This window comes from Pseudomonas sp. H1_G08 (assembly GCF_054681355.1).
In genome coordinates, this window is record NZ_CP162822.1 from 2,024,614 (window position 1) to 2,044,794 (window position 20,181).

General features: G+C 61.0%; 13 protein-coding genes. 1 reads left to right on the forward strand and 12 read right to left on the reverse strand.

What is annotated here, in order from left to right:
• Positions 1–250 precede the first annotated feature (250 nt).
• From AB4N85_RS09250 to AB4N85_RS09305, 12 genes are all read right to left on the reverse strand, one after another.
• The gene (locus AB4N85_RS09250) at positions 251–1,939 is read right to left on the reverse strand and encodes a polyurethane esterase (RefSeq protein WP_252867667.1); all 1,689 of its coding nucleotides are present in this window, start codon (positions 1,937–1,939) and stop codon (positions 251–253) included.
• 57 nt (positions 1,940–1,996) lie between these two features.
• Positions 1,997–5,074, reverse strand: a complete 3,078-nt coding sequence (locus AB4N85_RS09255; RefSeq protein ID WP_252867668.1) for an autotransporter serine protease — start codon at positions 5,072–5,074, stop codon at positions 1,997–1,999.
• Between the two features lie 245 nt (positions 5,075–5,319).
• Positions 5,320–8,265, reverse strand: a complete 2,946-nt coding sequence (gene eprS, locus AB4N85_RS09260) for an autotransporter serine peptidase EprS (protein ID WP_460067816.1) — start codon at positions 8,263–8,265, stop codon at positions 5,320–5,322.
• A gap of 460 nt (positions 8,266–8,725) precedes the next feature.
• Positions 8,726–10,096 carry a TolC family outer membrane protein gene (locus AB4N85_RS09265; RefSeq protein WP_460067818.1) on the reverse strand — a complete coding sequence of 457 codons (1,371 nt, stop codon included), beginning with the start codon at positions 10,094–10,096 and terminating at the stop codon, positions 8,726–8,728.
• A 2-nt stretch (positions 10,097–10,098) separates the two neighbouring features.
• The gene (locus tag AB4N85_RS09270) at positions 10,099–11,448 is read right to left on the reverse strand and encodes an HlyD family type I secretion periplasmic adaptor subunit (protein WP_460067821.1); all 1,350 of its coding nucleotides are present in this window, start codon (positions 11,446–11,448) and stop codon (positions 10,099–10,101) included.
• Positions 11,445–13,217 carry a type I secretion system permease/ATPase gene (locus AB4N85_RS09275; protein WP_252867671.1) on the reverse strand — a complete coding sequence of 591 codons (1,773 nt, stop codon included), beginning with the start codon at positions 13,215–13,217 and terminating at the stop codon, positions 11,445–11,447. Before AB4N85_RS09275 ends, AB4N85_RS09270 begins: the two co-directional genes overlap by 4 nt.
• Positions 13,218–13,396: 179 nt before the next feature.
• Positions 13,397–13,819, reverse strand: a complete 423-nt coding sequence (locus AB4N85_RS09280) for an AprI/Inh family metalloprotease inhibitor (RefSeq protein ID WP_159894617.1) — start codon at positions 13,817–13,819, stop codon at positions 13,397–13,399.
• Positions 13,820–13,910: 91 nt separating this feature from the next.
• Positions 13,911–15,356 carry a serralysin family metalloprotease gene (locus AB4N85_RS09285; RefSeq protein WP_056789836.1) on the reverse strand — a complete coding sequence of 482 codons (1,446 nt, stop codon included), beginning with the start codon at positions 15,354–15,356 and terminating at the stop codon, positions 13,911–13,913.
• Positions 15,357–15,818: 462 nt separating this feature from the next.
• Entirely contained in the window at positions 15,819–16,904 is a 1,086-nt protein-coding gene (locus tag AB4N85_RS09290; RefSeq protein WP_252867672.1) for a polyamine ABC transporter substrate-binding protein, read from the reverse strand.
• A 55-nt stretch (positions 16,905–16,959) separates the two neighbouring features.
• Positions 16,960–17,304, reverse strand: a complete 345-nt coding sequence (locus AB4N85_RS09295; protein ID WP_252867673.1) for a cupin domain-containing protein — start codon at positions 17,302–17,304, stop codon at positions 16,960–16,962.
• A 31-nt stretch (positions 17,305–17,335) separates the two neighbouring features.
• Positions 17,336–18,742: an NAD(P)/FAD-dependent oxidoreductase gene (locus AB4N85_RS09300; RefSeq protein WP_056789827.1), complete on the reverse strand. Its 1,407-nt coding sequence runs from the start codon at positions 18,740–18,742 to the stop codon at positions 17,336–17,338.
• Between the two features lie 52 nt (positions 18,743–18,794).
• Positions 18,795–19,607 carry an AraC family transcriptional regulator gene (locus AB4N85_RS09305; RefSeq protein WP_252867674.1) on the reverse strand — a complete coding sequence of 271 codons (813 nt, stop codon included), beginning with the start codon at positions 19,605–19,607 and terminating at the stop codon, positions 18,795–18,797.
• A gap of 265 nt (positions 19,608–19,872) precedes the next feature.
• Here AB4N85_RS09305 and AB4N85_RS09310 point away from each other — a divergent pair, with 265 nt between their 5' ends.
• Positions 19,873–20,145, forward strand: coding sequence for a DUF1652 domain-containing protein (locus AB4N85_RS09310; protein ID WP_041480416.1), 273 nt, complete (start codon positions 19,873–19,875; stop codon positions 20,143–20,145).
• The last annotated feature ends 36 nt before the right edge of the window (positions 20,146–20,181 follow it).

Consider the following 20,181-nt stretch of genomic DNA (forward strand, 5'->3'; position numbering starts at 1 on the left):
GCGGGGCTCTGGAGCATTCGTTACATCTTGCACATCCTCTGTAGGAGCTGCCGAAGGCTGCGTTCTTTTGGGACGCAGAGCGCCCCCGGCTGCATTCCCACACAGAGCGTGGGAACGTTCATGTGTACGCCGCACCTGTGGGAGCGAGCCTGCTCGCGAAGGCGGCAGCACATTCAACATCACAATCGCCTGACCCACCGTTTTCGCGAGCAAGCTCGCTCCCACAATGAGATCTCCTGCACCTTCGGAATCAGGCAAAGACGAAACTCGAATCCGTCAGGTTAGCCACGCCGACGCCAATCAGCGTCACGGCAAAATCGCCGACTTTCAGCACGGTATCAGCGCCGGACTGCGCGGCATGCTGCTTGTAGTCATAACCCTGTCCCGCGCCCGCGACGCCCATGAACAGCAGTTTGTCGCTGCCTTGATAACCATTGATCGCATCGAAACCGAACGCGCCGCTGAACAGGAAGGTGTTGCCGCCACCCACCGCCGTCATCACGTCGTTGCCGGCGCCACCCACGAAAGTCACCTGCGACTTGTCACTGATCAGTTGATCATCGCCGCCGAGGCCGAACAGCCAGTCGCCGTCGGCCGTGGCATGCAAGGCATTGCCGTAGCCATCACCGCTGAGCGAATGGTTGTACTGGGTCAGTTCGCTGCCGTTGCTCAGGCCCTTGGCGGTGACGCCCCAGGTGATCTCCTTGCTGCCCCACCACGAACCGGCCTCTTTACTGACCAGCGCGCCGATGTCGCGGGTCAGGCTGACGCCGCCGTAGGCGTCGCGCACGTACAGCGTGCCGTCGCCGTCGTTGGCGAAGCTGAAGTTCTGTAACGGCTTTTGCAGTTCGAAGGTGTTATGGCCCTGCCCGCCAAAAATGACGTTGTAGCCGCCGTCATCACGGAAACGATCGTCGCCGCCCAGCCCTTCAAGAAAGTCGTTACCCGCCCCGCCCTTGAGCCAGTCGCTGCTCTGCGTGCCGATGATGAAGGTGCTGCCGCTGTGCGGCTCGCCGCTGCGGCCCAGGTCCTCGACCCAGGTCTTGCTCCGCGATGCCTCTTCGAGATTGGCAACGATGATTGTCGAGTCGCGCTCGGTCAGGTTGTAGAACGCCGAATCGATCACCCGATTCAAGCCATCGGCGTAGCCTAGCGAACTGTGCGCCGACCAGTTCAGCGGGTTGGCGATGCTGAACGGCACCAGGTTCTGCGCCGTGGAAGCGTAGTTATCGGTGAAGTTGACGAGGTTGTCGGTGGTCGATTCGTGCGGCTTGTCGTGCTTGCCCATCGACGCCGTGCTGAACGTGGTGCCGTCGAGCACGCGAAATACCGGATCGTTTTCGAAACCGATGTTGAGCACCTGGGGGCCGGTGCTGCTCTGGGTCGGCGAGGCGAAGGCGATGTAATTGGCATCCTTGTAGAAGCCGCCCCAGTTGTCCGCGCTCAATTCAGCAACGCTATTAACCCCAAGCCCGCCGAGGCTGTGGCCGCTGATTAGCACATCGTTGGCGGCAATGCCGTTGGCGATCGCGAAATCGGCGACGGCGTTGAGCAGATTGTCGAACGCGTTTTTCGCGTAGTTGCTCGCGTAATCCGACGGCCCGACCGCGGCGAGCAGATTGTTTTTCAGATCACCGAAAGTGTCGCTGTAACCCAGCCCGCCGGTGCCGCGAAAGGCAATGCCAAGGCCGATCAACTTGCCAGCGGCGTCGTACTTGCCGAGCACTTCGGCCTCGGCGCTGGTGAAGCCATCCTGTTCCCCGAAGAACGTGCCTTGCACGCCGACCTTGCCCTGATAGCCCAGCGCCGTCGCCGTGACCGGTGCCCACGCCGTGGCCGGCAATGGTTTGCCGGTGGGCGTGTAGGCATACAGCGTCAGTGCGATGGCGTCGCTGTACACCCCTTTGCCGTCGGCATTTTTGTAATCGAACAATCCCATGTGCAGCGCTCCTTTTCCTTGAAAAACCGGCAGCCCAGAAGCGCTGCCGGTTACGCCTCAGAACTGCCAGTCGAGGGTCAGACCGACGCCGTGATCCTTCTCGTTCGAGCCGATCAGGCCGTTGTAGTCGAGGTTGACCCGCACGTCGCGATTGAGCGCCAGCCCGGCGCGCACTCCGACCACGGCAGCGTCACGATCCATCGACACGCTCTGCACGGTGAACGCGCTATTGCCGTTGGCGAAGGCCAGATGGCTGTCGGCATCGACGCTGCTCAGGTTGTGCTGCCAGCCGAGACTGGCGCCCAGTTCCAACTGATGCTTGTCCGACACAGCGAAGCTGCGCTTGGCGCGCACGCCGAGGGTCGACAGCACCACGTCGCGGTTGTCTTCACCACCCTTGAGCGCGGCAGCGTCACCCTTCTCGGTGAAGCTGTCGGTGTTGAGGTGCACGTAGGACAGATTGGCGAACGGCTCCAGGTTCATCGGTTGCAGGCCCAGATCGTATGCGGCCTCGGTGAACACTTGCGCGGTGGTCGCGTCACGCTTGGTTTTCTGTTTGCCGCTGACGTCGCCGAACTGCAGATCACGTTTGACGTCGATGCGATGCCAGCTGTAGGCGCCGCCGACGGTCAGGCGCAACGCGTCGATTTCATGGCCCAGATACGCACCCAAGTGGTAGCTGTCGACCGACGCCGACGAATGCGTGCCGCTGCCCATGCTCAACGAACTGTCGCTGTAACCTGTGACGAAACCGAGACGGGTATCTTCAGCAATCAGACCGTCGACACCGGCCAGCAGCCCACCGATGGAGCTGTTGGAATCGGCATTGTCGTGTCCGCCGTCACTCTCGCCCCACGAGCCGAGGACCTTGACCCAGACGTTGCTGCGCTCATCAGTCGGCGCATCGGCGTTGAACAGATCACGCTCACGCAGGCGCTCGCCGACGGCTTCGCGCAGGTAGCGGCTGTCGTTGATCAGCAGCGTGCCGATGGCCGGGTGAATCTCGCCGGACAACTGTTGAAAGGCCTGCTGCGCCGACGCCGCGTTGGGCGACAGCAACAGGGTTTCGAACAGCGCATTGCCCGCCCCCAGACGTTCGGCAGCCGCACCAACGGCGCGCTGGTTCGGCGTCAGACCGACGCTGGCGAACGATGCCTCATTGCGCCCCACCGCCAGCTGAATGCCGCCCGCCGAATAATCCAGAGTGCCGCCAAGGAAGGCGTAATTCGGCAAGACCTGACCGAAGCGCCCTTCAATGCCGCCCGCCGCTTGCAGGATGTTGTAGCGAGTGCCGAGCAGGCTTTGCACTTCGCCGGTACTGAGCAAGGTCGGGCTGTTTTCCAGCGACAGGCTCACCGTGGCACCGTCGATGATGGCTTTGCCGCCCGCAACGATCTGATCGCTGCTGGTTGGCGACAGCTCTACGGCGTAGGTCGAACCCGGCGCGAAGGTCACGTCACCGGCGACGTTCAGGGTGCCGATGGAGTTGCCCGGCGCCACTGTACCGCCGCTGTTCACTGCCAGCGCGCCGATGCGGCCATTGCCGCCGAGGATGCCGCCATTGTTGACGGTGACCGCCGATTGCAGCGAACCGTTGATGGCCAGTCGACCCTGATTGACCAGGGTCGGCCCGCTGTAAGTGTTATTGCCGGTCAGCACCAGGGTGCCGATGCCTTGCTTGGTCAGACCGCCATGGCCGCCGATGTCGTTGCGCCAGGTGTCGAGGCCGCACGTGATATCGCTGCACACCCGCTCGGTAGGTTTGCCCTGATCGATGATCGCACCGATGCCCGGCAGATCAGCGACAAACTGGCCGGAACCGTAAGCGCCCTGCACGCGGAATTCCTCGGGAATGTCCTGCTCGGTCACGAACATCGCCGGGCCATCGATGGCCTTGCGCAGGTTGATCATGCCCCAACCGTACAAGGCGTCGATGCCCGGTGCGCCGAGGTCGGTCGCAGTGGTGCGCAATACGCTGGCGACCTGATCGCCGGACATATACGGGAAGCGCTCCATCAGCACGGCGATGGAACCAGCGACATGCGGCGCCGCCATCGAGGTGCCGTTGTAGTTGGCGTAGCTGGTGGTCAGGTTGCCGGCGTTGGTGCCTTCGATGATCGAGCTGTAGATCTTGGTGCCCGGCGCCGAGACGCAGTAACTCGCCGTATAGCCGCAGCGCGAGGAGAACGTGCTGATCACGTACGGATTGGCGCTGGCGGTGTCCGGGTTCTGCTGCAACGCGGCGACGGTGATCCAGTTCGGCGCGATGTCCGGGACGAAATAACCCAGGCCGGCAATGGCGTCGGGATTGTTCAGGTTGTAATCGTTGCCGGCGGCAAAAATGGTGACGATGCCGCTGCGTGCGGCGGCAATGGCGCCGTCGTAAGCGCCGCCGGGTTTGGTGCCGAGCAGCGTGCGGATTTCGTTGAACTGCAATTGCGCGTCGTTGACGGTGAAATGCGGATACGCCGGATCGCGGCCGCCGAGGTCGAAGCGGTCGGTGATGCCGATGCCCCAGCTGTTGTTGATGATCCGCGCCCCGCTGGCGATCAGCGCATCCCAACCGGCCTTGTACACCGCGCCGTCGTTGCCGCGCACGATGCCGTCTTCCGGGCCTGGGTCGCCGTTATCGGCACTGATGATCTGCGCACCGAATGCAACACCGTGCATCACCCCGCCGTCGCGACTGCCCGCCGCGATGCCGCCGACGTGCGTGCCATGGGCGCCGAGCTTGCCGTTGGAGCCGACCGAGGGTGAACCGTCATAGAGGAACGCATCGCCGGCCTTTACCGGGATGTAAGGGTCGGTGTATTCGCGAATGCCGCTGGTGACCAGGGTGACGACTTTGTTGCTGCCGGAGAACTCCGGATGTGCGGCGTAGACCGGCTGATCGAAGATGCCCAGCTTCACGCCTTTGCCGGTGTAGCCGGCGGCGTAGGCGTAATCCGCGCCGATCGCGCCCAAGCCCCAGTCAGCCTTGAATTCATTGCTGCGCCAGCTCGACGGATCGCCGCTGCGGCCGTTTTCAACGTAAGGCGCTGCCTGTGCCATCGCACTGGCACAGAGCATGGCGACTGTCAGGGTTTTCAGGGCAAAGCGGCCACCCGATTGCGCGGGGGTATTGTTGTTATCCATCCACGACCTTCCTTAGTGATGTTGCGAAAAATCCGGTTGCCTTGATCGTTCCCACGCTCCGCGTGGGAATGCAGCCCGGGACGCTCCGCGTCCCATTGGAACGCGGAGCGTCCCTGGAGGCGTTCCCACGCAGAGCGTGGGGACGATCAATTCCCTTGCTGCACGTGGGAACGATCAGGTTTTGCGACTGCTGCGCAGTCGAGCGGGGATAAATCCCCTCGCCACGGTGACTCAAACACATGCAATCAGAACTGCCAGTTCAGACTCAGGCCAACGCCGTGCAGCTTCTCGCGGCTGGCCAGTTGGCCGTTGTAATCGAGGTTGACCCGCACGTCCTTGCTCAAGGCCAGACTGGCCTGCACGCCGACCAGTGCGGCATCGCGTACCAGCGCTGAGCTCTCCACGGAATACGGCGTGCCGCCGCTGGCAAAACGCAAATGCTGCTCCGATTCGATATCGCTGAGGCTGTGCTGCCAGCCGAGACGGGCGCTGACGTCCAGCGCTTGCTGGCTGGAAAGGTTGAAGGTTTTGCTCGCCCGTACGCCCAGAGTGCTCAGCACCACATCGCGCTGATCGCCCGAGCTTTTCAGCGCAGCGGCATCGCCCTTTTCGGTGAAGCCTTCGGTGTCCAGATGCAGGTAGGTCAGGTTGGCGAACGGTTCCAGCGCCAAACGTTGCAGCTGCAAGCGATAAGCCGCTTCGCCGAAGACTTGGGTGGTGGTCGCGTCAACTTTGGCTTTCTGCTTGGCGCTGACCTCGTCGTATTGCAGATCGCGCTTCACATCGCCGCGATGCCAGCTGTAGGCCGCGCCAGTGCTCAAGCGCCAGGCGCCGAGATCGTGTGCGGCGTAAGTGCCGAGGTGATAGCTGTCGACTTTCGCCGAAGAATGGGTGCCCGAGCCCATGTTCAACGAGCTGTCGCTATAACCGGTGACCAGACCGATGCGGGTCTGCTCGTCCAGCGCGCCGTCGACCCCCGCCAGCAGGCCGCCGATCGAGGTGTTGTAGCCCGCCGTGTCGTGGCCCGAATCGGTACTGCCCCAGGCGCCGAGTGCTTTGATCCAGCCATTGCTGCGTGTCGCCGATTCATCGTGCAGCCGCTCGCCAACCGCATCACGCAACTGGCGGCTGTCGTTGATCAGCATTGTCCCCAGCGCGGGATAAATCTCGCCGCTCAGTTGCTGGAAGGCCTGCTGGGCCGAGGCCTGAGTCGGTGCACGAAGCACGCTTTCGTAAACCGAATTGCCGGCGCCCAGACCTTCAACTGCAGCGGCCACCGAGCGCTGGTTCGGCGTTTGCCCGACGCTGGCGAAGCTGGTGGCATTGCGCTGGATATTCAGCTGGATGCCGCTTGCGGCGTAGTCGAGGGCGCCGCCGATGAACAGGTAGTTCGGCACCACCGCAGCGAACTGCCCCTGCACGCCGCCGGCCGCTTGCAGGATGTTGTACTGGCGACCGAGCAGGCTTTGCGCTTCGGCGCTGCTGAGCAAGGTCGGGCTGTTTTCCAGCGCCAGGCTGACGCTGGCGCCGCTGACGGTTGCCGTGCCGCCGGCAACGATGCGGTCGCTGCTGGTGGGCGATAGCTCGACGGCGTAAGTCGAGCCCGGGGCGAGTGTCACATCACCAGCGACGTTCAAGGTGCCGATGGAATTGCCCGGTGCAACCCGGCCGCCGCTGTTGGCGGTCAACGCGCCGATGCGTCCGGAGCCGCCGAGGGTGCCGCTGTCGTTGACGGTGACCGCTGAGGTCAGCGAACCGTTGACGGTCAGCAGACCGCCGTTGACGGTAGTCGGACCGCGATAGGTGTTTGCGCCACTGAGCAGCAATTGCCCGGCTCCAGACTTGATCAGGCTGCCCTCATACACCCGGTTTGCCGCTGCCGCATCACGCAGCATGCCAACGGCGTAATCGGTCTGGTCCTGTTGACTGGCGCCGGCCGGGACACCGCTCTGCCAGCCTTTGTCCTGTAGGGTTTGCTGCCAGGTGCTGCGCTCGGCGAGGTCTTCTTTTTGACGCTGGAGCAGCGCGTTGTCGGAGATGTCGTTGCTCCAGACATCGCGCTGCCCTGCCCCCAGATTCGCGTCGAACGCACCGAGCAATTGCCCCGGCCCGCGCATCGCCCGATTGAGATTGGCGACGCCCCAGCCGACCCGCTCGTTCGGTGCGTCCGTGACCGAGCCATCGAGCTGGGTGGCGGTGGTCAGCAGCACCTCAAGCGCCTGCTGGTTGGTCATGTACGGATAACGTTCCATCACCAGCGCCAGGGCGCCGGTCGCGTGCGGCGCCGCCATCGAGGTACCGGACTTGATCGCATAACCGCCACCGGGAATGGTGCTGTCGATCTTCGCCCCCGGTGTGGTGATGCACCAGTATTTGGCGATGCCGCACTGGTTGTATTTCTGCTGATTGCTCTGATCGAGCCCGGACACCGCCAGCCAGTGACCTTCCAGATCCGGCTGAAAGTACGGCAGAGCCGAACGTACACTGGCATTCGGGTAGCCGCTGTTGCCGGCGCTGAAGACATTGATCACGCCGCGCCGGGAAACATCGGCAGCGGCGTCGAGCCAGGTGCCCTTGTTCCAGTGTTGCGCGTAGGCGGCGTGCAGATCCGCGAGAGTGCGGTAACTGACATCCGGCGGCTGACTGCCCCAACTGTTGTTGATCGCTCGAACCCCGGCATTGGCGAGGCTGTCGTAGACCGCTTTGAAATAACGCGGATCAGGGCTGGGGCCGAAGAGGAAACTGTCGTTCTTGTTGGTGTTGCCGACGTAGATTTGCGCGTTGTACGCCACCCCGTGCATGCCGCGGCCATCACGGGCGGCGCCCATGGTGCCGACCACGTGGGTGCCGTGGGAATCGTTGTTGGGGTTGAGCGTGCCGTCGACGTTGAACGCTGAGCCATCGACGTAGCTGCCGCTGGCGGTTACCGGGTGATAACGGTCGGCGGAGAATTCGGGGTGGGCGGCATCGAAACCGGAATCGAGCGCGCCGATTTTCACGCCCTTGCCGGTGATGCCGGCTGCGTAGGCCTGATCGGCCTGCATGCGTTCCAGGCCCCAGTCGCGCAAGAACTCGGCGCTGCGCCAACTGGCCGGATTGCCGGGCTGGCCGGGTTCCAGGTATTGCGCCTGCGTTGCCGAGGTCACCAGCAATAGCGTGCCGAGCGAAATCGGCTTGATGCGTACGTCCATGGTCATCATTCTCGTTTTTGTTGTTTTGTTCAGGGCTGATAGCGATGTCGCCTGTTCCCCTCACCCCAGCCCTCTCCCCGAGGAGAGGGAGCCGATTTGTGTTGATATCAAAACCTGCGGCCTGCTCGGTCGCTCAAGTCGATGCAGCTATCGCAGGCCACTCGGTCAGTCCCCTCTCCCTCTGGGAGGGTCAGGGTGAGGGCTGTTGCGCGACCACAAATGCTTCGTCCACCCGCACCAGATCCTGCTCATTAACGTCTCGGTGCAAAGCCTCAGATCCTGCGGTGTCGCCCGTTCCCTTCACCCCAGCCCTCTCCCAAAGGGAGAGGGAGCCGACCGTGTTGTGTTCAGTTATTCAGCGACCTGGAAAACCAGTCGATTACGGATTCAGCACAGCTCGTTCAAGTCGGTGCATCTCGCCAATCTCCCCGGATCGGTCCCCTCTCCCCCTGGGAGAGGGTTAGGGTGAGGGCTGTTGCGCGACCATAAATGCTTCGTCCACCCGCGCCAGATCCTGCTCATTCAGCGTCCCGGCGTAGTAATGCAATTTGGTCCAGGCCATCAGGTAGTCGTAGCGTGCCTGGGCCAAATCCCGGCGGGTGGTGAACAGTTGCTGCTCGGCGTTCAACGCATCGAGATTGGTGCGTTCGCCGCCCAGAATGCTTTGTCGGGTCGAGACCACCAGTGCTTCCGCCGACTTCAAAGCCTTCTGATAAGCACGCAATTTGCTCACTCCGGACAGGCACGCGCTGAACTGTCGGCGCAGTTCGATCAGGGTTTCGCGGGTTTTGCCATCCAGTTCGTATTCGGCCTGTTCCATGGTGCGGCTGGCCTGACGTGTGGAGGCCGACACCCCGCCGCCGGCGTACAGCGGCACGCTGACTTCCAGGCCGATGGTGTTGGTTTCGTAGCGCTGGTTATAGGTGTTGCCGCTTTCGGACTCGTTGTCGCGCATCGAGGCATAGGCGCTTACTTTCGGCAGATGTCCGGCGCGGTTGCGTTCGACTTCATAGCGCGCCACTTCCACGGCCTGACGCTGCGAAGCGAGGTTCGGGTTGTTGCTGATCGCCAGTTCATGCCAGGTGTCGAAGTTGGCCGGTTGCAGGGTGAAGGTCTGGAATTGCTGACCAAGCGGCGCCAGATCACCGATATCCACCGCCGGCACGCCCACCAGCGCACCCAGCTCACGCAAGGCGGCATCCTGCTCGTTGCGCGCTTCGATTTCCTCGGCAGTCGCCAGCTCATAGCGTGACTCGGCTTCAAGAATATCGGTGCGCGTGCCCTCGCCCTGCTTGAACATGTGTTCGTTCTGCTGGAACTGCTGCTCGTAGGCCTTTTTCTTCGCCTGGGCGATGTCGATCTGGTCCTGGGCGAACAAGGCTTTGGTGTAGTTATCCAGCACGCGCACCAACAGTTCCTGACTCTTGCCGCGAAACGCTTCGTCGGCAAACAACGACTGCGCCACACCTTTGCGATACGCCGCATAAGCCTCGTAATCGAGCAGCGGTTGCTGCACCGTGAGCGCCGAGCCGTAACTGTTGTAGTTGCGCTCATCGGTGCGGTTGCGCGCGCGATCATCCAGAGACGTCGCCTTGGACGAGTTGCGGCCCTTGTTGTAGGTGTAACCGATGCGTGGCAGCAGGCCGGCGCGGCCAATCACGCGGTTTTCCAGGCCAGCATCGCGCTCCTTGATTGCACCGAGAAACACCGGATCGTTGCGCAATGCCTGTTCGTAAATCTCGAATGGCCCCATGGCCGCGACTGCCGAGTGACTCGCGAGCAGCGTCATTGCGGCCCCCAGCATGCAAAGCTTTTTCATACAGCCGAACATCCTTATTCCTCGGTCAACGCGGAACCGGCGCGATCGAGCAGCGGTTTGAACAAATAGTTGAGGAGTGAACGCTCACCGGTGCGCACGAACATTTCCGCCGGCATACCGGGCTTGATCACCAGGCCGTTGAGCTTTTCCATGGCCTGATCGCTGACGCTGCTGCGCAACACGTAATACGGCACGCCGGTTTTCTCATCGACCATCTGGTCGGCGGAGATCAGGCTGACTTCGCCGGGCACGCGCGGGGTTTTGCTCTGGTTGAACGCGGTAAACAGGATGTCCACCGGCAAATGCGTGCCGACCTTGTCGATCAGGTTGATCGGCAAGTGCCCCTCTACTTCCAAGGTGGTGCCTTGCGGAACGATCTCCAGCAGGGTTTCGCCCTGACGCACCACAGCGCCTTCGGTGTGCACGCCGAGGTTGACTGCCACGCCATCGGCGGTGGCGAGGATCTCGCTGTGTTGCAGGTCGAAACCGGCGGAGGTCAGCTGTTCGGACAGCGTCACGCTTTTGAGCTGCGCATCGGCCAGTTGCGTGCGAACCTCCTTCTGGTATTCCTCGCCGTGCTGCTGCAACTTCAGGCGTGACTCAAGGATGCCCTGCTCCACACGCCCGCTTTCACCGGTGTTTTCCGCCAGTTGCTGCTGCACTTGCGACAGTTGCCGCTGGTAGTCCATCAAGCGGTTGCGCGGGATGTAGCCGTTGTCGGCCAGCGGTTGCAGGTTGCTCAGTTGTTGTTGCAAAGAGCTGGCCTGGGCATTGAGGTCGCTGCGCGCGCGGCGCATGCCGGCCAGTTGTGCAGTGGCGCCTTCGATATTGGCGCGCAGTGCCGCTTGTTCCCGGGAGAACGCTTCGCGGCGGCTGCTGAACAGTTGCCGCTGGCCTTCCAGCACCAGCGCCAGGCGCGGGTCCGGGTCGTTGCTCAGCTCGGCCGGAAAGCTGACTTGCTTGAGGTTGTCGCGCTCAGCTTGCCAACGCGCGAGGCTGGCCCAAGCCATGCGGTACTGCGCCTGCAGCGATTGCACATCGGCGGCAACCTGCGTCTGATCGAGGCGGAACAGCGGCTGGCCCTGCTTCACGATCTCGCCTTCGCGCACCAGAATCCGGCTGACCACGCCGCTGCTCATCGACTGCACGGCCTTGCGCTTGCCCGAGACCACCACCGTGCCCTGCACCGGAATGCCCTGATCCAGCGGCGCCAGTGCCGCCCAGGTGAAGAAACTGCCAGCGCCGACGATGGCCAGAATCCAGCCCATGCGCGCGAAGAATTTCGCATCGCGCTCCGGGCGCTCGGTGAGGTAGGCGTGTTCCATGTTCGCTTCGTTTTCAGTGTTCATGCTGGCGCTGCTCATACACCCGAATTCCTTGTCGAGGGCTGATACTGCCGGCTCATGCTGAGCCCGCCCGGTGTTTGTGCGGCTTTTTCGCGTTGCTGTTCGTGCTGGCCGGACAGTGCCTTGAGCACATCCTGACTCGGGCCGAACGCCTGCAAGCGGCCATCGTTGAGCACGAGCAATTTGTCAGCCTGAGCCAGCACCGAAGAACGGTGCGTGACCAGAATCACCGTGGTGCCTTGCGCCTTGAGTTGCGCGATGGCGCTGGCCAGTGCGGCTTCGCCGACGGTGTCGAGGTTGGAATTGGGTTCATCGAGCACCACCAGACTCGGCGTGCCATATAGCGCGCGGGCCAGGGCCACGCGCTGTTTCTGGCCACCGGACAAGCCGCTGCCGTCCTCGCCCAGTTGCGTGTCGTAACCTTGCGGCAGGCGCAGGATCATCTCGTGGACACCGGCCTGTTGCGCGGCGGTGACGACTTTTTGCGGGTCGGCTTCGCTGAAGCGCGCGATGTTCTCCGCGATGCTGCCGCTGAACAATTCGATGTCTTGCGGCAGGTAACCGATGTAGGGACCAAGCTGGTCGCGGTTCCAGCGGTGAATATCGGCACCGTCGAGGCGCACCGTGCCGCCCAGAACCGGCCACACGCCGACCAGCACTCGAGCCAGCGTCGACTTGCCGGAACCAGACGCGCCGAGCACGCCGAGCACTTCGCCAGCACTCAGATTGAAATTGACCATGTGCAAAGTGGCCGCACGCTGCCCCGGCGGGCCGGCGCTGACTTGTTCGAAGCTGATCTGGCCTTTCGGTGCCGGCAGTGCCATCGCCTCGTCGCTAGGCGGAAACGCCTGCAACAACGCATCAAGGCGCCGGTAAGCCAGCTTCGCCCCACTCCACTGCTTCCAAACGGCGATCAACTGATCGATCGGGCTCAGTACGCGCCCCATCAGGATCGAACCGGCGATCATCATCCCCGCAGTCATGTCGCCCTTGATCACCAGCAACGCGCCCAGGCCCAGCACCAGGGATTGCAGGCATAGACGCAAGGTCTTGCTCAGCGAACTGATCACCGCGCCGGTGTCGCTGGCCTGGTTCTGCAAGCCGAGAAAGCGCGAATGCACCCCGAACCAGCGCTTGCGCAGCGAGCCGAGCATACCCATCGCCTGAATGGTTTCGGCGTTGTGCAAGTGACTGGTAGCCAACTGACTGGACTGCTGGGAAAAACCGGCGGCTTCGCCCAGCGGTTTTTTGGTCATGTATTCGTTGAGGCAGGCCAGTGCGATCAGCAGCAACGCGCCTGCCGTGGCCAGCACGCCAAGCCAGACGTTGAACAGGTAAATGACAAACAGATAGACCGGGAACCACGGCGCATCGAAGAAGGCGAACAGCGCCGGGCCGGTGACGAACTGGCGGATGTGGGTCAGGTCGCCCAGCGACTGCCCGGCGTTACCCTCACCCTTGAACAGGTTGCGCTCGAACGCGGCCTGATAGACGCGCAGATTGAAGCGCCGCTCCAATTGGCTGCCGATGCGGATGACGATAAAGCTGCGGATCACTTCCAGCAGGCCGATGAAGGCGAAGAACCCGACCACCATCAACGACAGCATCGCCAGAGTGGTTTCGTTCTGTGACGACAGCACCCGGTCGTAAACTTGCAGCATGTAGATCGACGGCACCAGCATCAGCACGTTGATCAACGCAGTGAAACAACCGACGCTGATCAGAATGCTTTTATAGTCGCCCAATGCCTTGATTAACGGAGCGGCCGGAGACTTCGCCATCTTCATTGATTCTTCCTGAGTTCATAGTCTCGTCGGTGCGGACGAGCATTCCATTGATATTTCGCGTACCTGCCAAAGATCATTTGCAAGTAGTGCTTACAATTTCATAACAAGTTGATCGGCTTCGCGGTTATAACGCTCAGTTATTGCAGTACATCAACTTCGCGCAACTACCCAGCCACCGCTTAGTGCCCGACGCGTTCGAGCAAGATAAGCAATTGCGAACTCAACCTGCTTGTGTAAGAGCCATCCCCCCGGCGGCTGAAAAAGGCGATTTTCGAACCATCCTTGCCAGTGATGGCAATGCCATCGGGTTCTGGAAACCAACCAATCGGGGCTTCGCTCAACCACGCGCCCAGACAATCGGCGCCCTCGCCCAAGGTCTTGTCTGGCGCAAGATCGACAACGCATGTGTTCGACGGCTTGTCTTGCAACGACCGCGTTTCGGGTGTGTCGTTGTGACCGGTCAATGTGGCCTGCCAGCGCCCGGCGAATGCCGAGGGTTCTTCGAGTCTGAGGCTGCTTGCCATGCTTGTCGCTCCGGTCATCATCAGCGTGACTGCCATCAGCCATGCCATCGTCGTGTCAGTTAAAACGTATCGAGTCATAGGAAATTTCACTTCCGCTCGTAGCCTTGCTCGGGGATCAGGCCGATGCAAGCGAAGAAAGCGACGCACGAGGCGCCGCTTTCCTTTCACATCACGCCACGATGTCGCTGGTCGCTGCCTGGCCAACGGTGCTGACGATGAAGTCAGCCACGCCATGCCCGGAGAAATCCACCGACAACAGGCTATTGCCGCCCGACGAGGTCAACACTGCGTCGCCGGCCGAACCGGTGAAGCTGTTGACGAAGTGCAGGCCCGCACCGTTGGTGATGCCGGTCAGGTCGATTTTGTCCAGACCGCTGACGAAATCGAGGATCTGATCGATCGCACCTGGCTTGGAGTCCGAGCTGGCGGCGAACACGAAAGTGTCCGAACCGGCGCCGCCCCACAGCTTGTCGGCACCGCCAGCGCCGTACAGGATGTCGTTACCGGCACCGCCCTTGAGCTCGTTGGCCACGCTGTTGCCGATCAACAGATCGCTGCCCGAACCGCCAATCGCGTTCTCGATGACCGCGCCCTTGGCGATCGACACGTTACCGACCATGCCGCCAACGTCGGAGAACGAAGCGCTGTTGAGGTTGATCTTCTGGTTCTGGGTGAAACCGGAGAAATCCAGGGTGTCCTTGCCGCCGGCATCCCACACCGAGAACACCACTTTGTCGCTCGACGACGACGCGCTGAGGAAATCGCGGCCGGTATTGGAGTTGAAGCCGTAGGTGGTGTCGCCGGTGCGGGTGGTGGTGTTGGCGCCGTAGAGTTTCTGGATGGCTGCGATGTCGTCCATCAGCGGGCCGGACGAATAGGCTTCGACGCCGCCCTTGCTGAAGTTCTGGTTGGTGTTGCTCTCGCTCCAGTAACTCATGACGCTGTAGCCACGGGTGTCCTGGCCGTAGGTCGCGTCGTTGTAGGTCGGGTTGCCGTTGCCGGCGTTGTAGTCGCCAGGGTGAGCAAGGCCCAGGGTATGGCCGATTTCGTGGGTCAGGGTCTGACGACCGTAGTTGTTCAGATCCGGGTTCTTGTTCTGCGTGTAACCGCTGTTGATCAAGTACCACGAGGTGCCGTCATAACCGGCGCCGGTCCCCGGCAGATAGGCAAACGCCGCAGCGCCATCCTGGCCACCGCTGTAGTTACCGAAGGTCATGTGCCCGTCGCCGCCCGAGGCTCTCTCGGTGAAGGTGACATTGGCCACATCGGCCCAGGACTGCATGGCGAGCTTGGCCTGCGCCTGTTGCTGCGCGCTGAACTGACTGAACCCGGTGATCCCGTGCTTGTTCATCGTGCTGTTCGAGGCCGAGGTCAGGAACGTATAGGTGAGTTCGATCTTGCCGCTGCTGTCCTTGTCCTGATAGGCAGCGCCGTCACGCAGCAATTGCGTAGCCGCCTGATCGACGGTGTACGAGGGTTTGCCATTGACCGTGAGGTTGCCGCCACGGTCATACTGATGGCTGAAGCTATTGATCTGGTTGTACGCCGAGCTGAAGGCAGCCAGCTGGAAAGCCTGTTCGGCGGAATCAACAGCATTGGTTTTAACTTTCGACATAAACACACTTCCTTGTTTAGCAATGGAACAGTTTTTGTCCGACAGGACGATCTTTGGCGAGATCGTCCTATCACTCGCCCAATGAAGGCGTAACGAACCTGACACAATTGGAAATCTGTCGTAAAGGATTTTTTTGCGATCCAATTTGGTGGTATCAGGAAACTGCCGTAAACAAAGCGTGCGGGGAGGAAAGATTGTTTTTAGTTGTAGCGAGGGCGGAAATTGTCTGACGATTTTCTATTTAAATATTAAATATCGCTAAGTTTGAATTTGTTGGGCAAGTCACACTTTCAGTCAGCGGTGCCAGTGCTTTGATATCAACTATGCTGATTCATTGAATAACAAATGTGGGAGCGAGCCTGCTCGCGAAGGCGCCAAGCCAGTCAACATAAGAGTCGAATGACAAACCGCTTCGCGAGCAGGCTCGCTCCCACAGGGGTCTTGTACGTTGCCTGAAAAAACTCAGCTGCCGGTACGAATCTTGTTCCAAACCCGCGTCCGGATCCGGTCGATATTCAGCGGCATCGCTTCCAGCGCGAACAGCTTGCCCATCATTTCCGGGCTCGGGTACACCTTGGTGTCGTTCTTGATCGCTGGATCGATGAGCGTGTCCGCCTGTTCATTGCCATTGGCGTAGTGCACGTAGTTGGTGATGCCCGCCATGACGTCCGGGCGCAGCAGGTAGTTCATGAAGGCGTAGCCGGCCTTTTCGTCCGGTGCGTCGGCGGGCATGGCGACCATGTCGAACCAGATGGCCGCGCCTTCCTTGGGAATCGCATAACCGATCTCAACGCCGTTCTTGGCTTCCTTGGCGCGGTTCTCCGCTTGCAGGATGTCACCGGAAAAGCCGACTGCTACGCAAATGTCGCCGTTGGCCAGGTCACTGGTGTACTTGGAGGAATGGAAGTAGCTGACATAGGGCCGCACTTTCATCAGCAAAGCTTCGGCTTTTTTGTAGTCTTCGGGATTCTTGCTGTGGTGCGGCAGGCCGAGGTAGTTAAGTGCCGCCGGGAGCAGTTCCGGGCCGTTGTCGAGGATCGCCACGCCGCACTTTTGCAGTTTTTCCATGTATTCGGGTTTGAAGATCAGATCCCAGGAATCCACCGGCGCGTTGTCGCCCAGCACCGCTTTGACCTTGGCGATGTTGTAGCCGATGCCAGTGCTGCCCCACAGGTACGGAAAGCCGTGCTCGTTGTTCGGGTCGTTGGTCTGCAGGGCCTTGAGCAGCGCTGGATTGAGGTTCTTCCAGTTCGGCAACTGACTCTTGTCGAGTTTCTTCAGCGCCCCACCCTGAATCTGCCGCGCCATGAAGTGGTTCGACGGGAACACCACGTCATAACCGGATTTGCCGGTCATCAACTTGCCGTCGAGGGTTTCGTTGCTGTCGTAGACGTCGTAGGTGACGCCTATGCCCGTGTCTTTCTGGAAATTCTTCGTGGTGTCCGGGGCGATGTAGTCGGACCAGTTGTAGACCTTGACCGTCTCGGCCGCGTGACTGACGGAAGCGGCCAGCAGCAGCGGCGCCAATGCGAGGGTTTTCTGGATCATGGGGCGATTCCTGTATGGGCTTTTTTTGTTGGCAGGCAATCAAAGGATCGAACAATCAGAAAATCAGCACGTAGCTCTTGCGCACGGTTTCCTGGATATCCCAGATCCCGAGCGTGTTGGCTGGCAACATCAGTGCGTCGCCGCCTTGTATGTGCAGGGTTTCGCCGCCACCGTCGGGGGTGAAGGTGCAGCGCCCGGAAATGAAATGGCAGAACTCCTGCGCGGTGATCTGCCGCCGCCAGCGGCCCGGGGTGCATTCCCAGACGCCGGTTTCAACGCCGTCATCGCGCTCGACGCTGGTGGTCGAGGCAATTGCGACAGGTTCGCCGAGGGGCACAGCGACCGGGTTGGACTCCTCGAGTTCGAGCGCGGCGGTGTTCTTGAATTGGGTGATGCTCATGGCGTGACCTGTTTGTTGAGGGAAACGGCGGTTAGTGCATGAAACCTTCCATGAACCCGGCGACTTGGCTGGCGAGCTTGCGCCGCCAGGGCGCGGTCGCCGGATTGGCCAGCGTCTGGTCTTCATGCACGAAACTTTTGATGATCGCGTTGTAGCCGAGCCAGCGGCATGGCTCTGGCTCCCAGGCACGCAGCGCGTGAATGCCACCGTCGGGCAGGACCCACGGTTGTTGGGTCAGCTCGCTATCGCGCTCGAGAATCAGATCGGCCAGGGTGCGCCCGCCAAGGTTGCTGGCGCCGACGCCCTCGCCGCCGTAACCGCCCGATAGCGCGATGCCGTTGGCGCGGTCGCAGAGCATGTGCGGTTTGAAATGCCGCGACATGCCGAGGTTGCCGCCCCAAGCGTGGGTGATCTGCACATTTTTCAGCTGCGGGAACAGTTCGCCGAACAGATAGCGGCGCAACTCGACTTCATCGCGAGTGAGGTTGAAGTCATGGCGCAGCTTGCCGGCGAACTGATAGCCGCCACGGGCGCCGAAAATCAGGCGGTTGTCGGCACTGCGCTGGCCATAGGTGACTTGACGGCTGAACTCACTGAAGGCCTGGCCGCGATTCAGGCCGATTTCGTCCCAGGTCGCGGCGGACAGCGGCTCGGTGGCGACGATCAGGCTTTGCACCGGCAACTGATAGCGACCAAGCGGCGGCAACGTCACCGAATAGCCTTCCACGGCCGGGACGATCCAGCGGCTGCGTACGCTGGCCTTGGCCGTGCGCAAACTGCCGGATTGCCAGTGGGTAACCGGGCTGTTTTCGTAGATTTTCACGCCCATGTTCTGCACGGTACGCGCCAGGCCACGGACCAGTTTCGCTGGGTGAATGGTCGCGACATGGGGGGCGAAGATGCCGCCGTAGGGCTTGGCCACGCGGATCTGCTGGGCCAGTTGCTCGGGACTCAGCCAGCGGTAATCGTCGTCAGTCAGGCCTTGGGCATGCAGCTTGTTCAGGTAATCGCGCAGAACGGTTTCCTGCTCTGGGTAGCGCGCAGCACAATAAAGCACCCCGCCCTTGCGGTAATCGCAGTCGATGCCTTCGCGTTCAACGACGATCTCTACTTCATCAGGAATGCTGTGCAGCAGATCAAACGACGCCCGCCGTTGCTGCGGCGATAAGCCTGCGAGCAAGCGATCCTCACCCAGCAAGTTACCCATCAGCCAGCCGCCATTGCGTCCGGACGCACCGAACCCGGCGGTTTGCGCCTCGATGATGGCGATATCCAGGCCGGGCGCCTGTTTTTTCAGGTAGTACGCCGTCCACAGTCCGGTGTAACCGGCGCCGATGATCGCCACGTCGACATCTAGATCCCGCTCAAGCGCAGGGCGCGCCAGCAGCGGTTCATCGAGCTGATCCATCCACAAACTGATCGTGCGCCACGCCGACATGCCAGACTCCGCCACTGAAAACCTTCGATGGCGTCGATCCTAGTGGCTGCCTTCAGTGGATGTCTTGCGCGCGTGCCCGCAGAGAAATTTGTTTGGCGTAGGCCTTGGGCGACTGGCCGGTGTGCTCGCGAAAGCATTTGTAAAACGCCGACAGCGAATTGAAACCGGCGGCAAACGCCAACTCGTCGACGCGCAATGGCGGTGCGGCGCTGTCCAGTGCACGCAGCAAATGCTGCAGGCGCGCCTGGTTGACGTAGCGATAAAAGCTTTGCCCGAGTACCTGATTGAGCAGATAGGAAATCTGATTGCGGCTGTACCCGCACTCCTTCGCCACCCGTTGCAGGTCAAGCTCAGGGTCCAGATAAGGCTGCTGCTTCTCGAAATACTGCTGCAGGTCTTCGGCCATGAAGCTCAATTGGCGCGGTGACAGACCGAGACGACTGACCGCCGGACGGCTCGGTGCCGAACTGCCGTCGGTTTGGGTACGCACCAGCGAGGCGTATTCATTGACGCGCCATATCAGGCCGTCCTTGACCGTGATCGCTTCGCTGGAACGAAACGACACCAGGCCATCGCCGCCACGCAAGGTCACCTCGTACTGAATGAACGCGGTGTTGCCATCCACCCGGATGCGGTCGCAATGCTCGAGCAGTTCGTCGGATTCTCGCGGCATGCTCACGCGCACGTACTCGCGTAACTCATCCAGTCTGAGTACGCGATTCTGAAAGAAATCGCTGTACTGGATATCGGCGTGATAAAGCGCCATGACGCTGTCCAGATCCCGGTGTTTCCAGCTCAGGTGATAGCGCATGACCGTGGCGGCCGTGGCCTGGGTCTGTTCTGGGCCGTCGTCATCGGCGTGCATAAGCGGCTCGGCGAAAAAGAACCGAGCTTGCCCAACTTCCTCTGCCGCTTCAATGAAAAATCCATGGTGGCGTTTTGGCGATAATCGATGAGCCAGTGACTTACATCAAAAAATGCGAATCAATCGCTAAACGGACTGAAAAAACTCACAGTTTTTTCACACACGGATGCTACTTTTAAAGCTCAAGCACTGGTTGAGCCAATGAAGGCTCTTCCCACCTAACATGAGCAAAAGGAAGCGCTCGATGAAGCAGGCGGGCAACACCATGAATAAAGGGTTCAGCAAAGTCACCTTTCCAAACGCTTGCCAGCTGATGCGCTGGCATTTTCATCCCATGGGTTTCGAGGCGACGATGGATGCGCCGGGCAGCCTGATCGCCCGTCTGTTTGATCGTGCCAGCGGCGAAACCATGATCGCCATTGCCGGCATTCCCTGCGCAACGGTGATGAACGCGGCAGACGTCGAGCGCATCATCGAAGCCATCGAAGATGAGCTGGAAGCTTTCACTCCTCCGGAATCTCTCAAGAACTACGCATAAGCGCCTGATTTAAAACAAAAAGCCCGCAGCGATTCG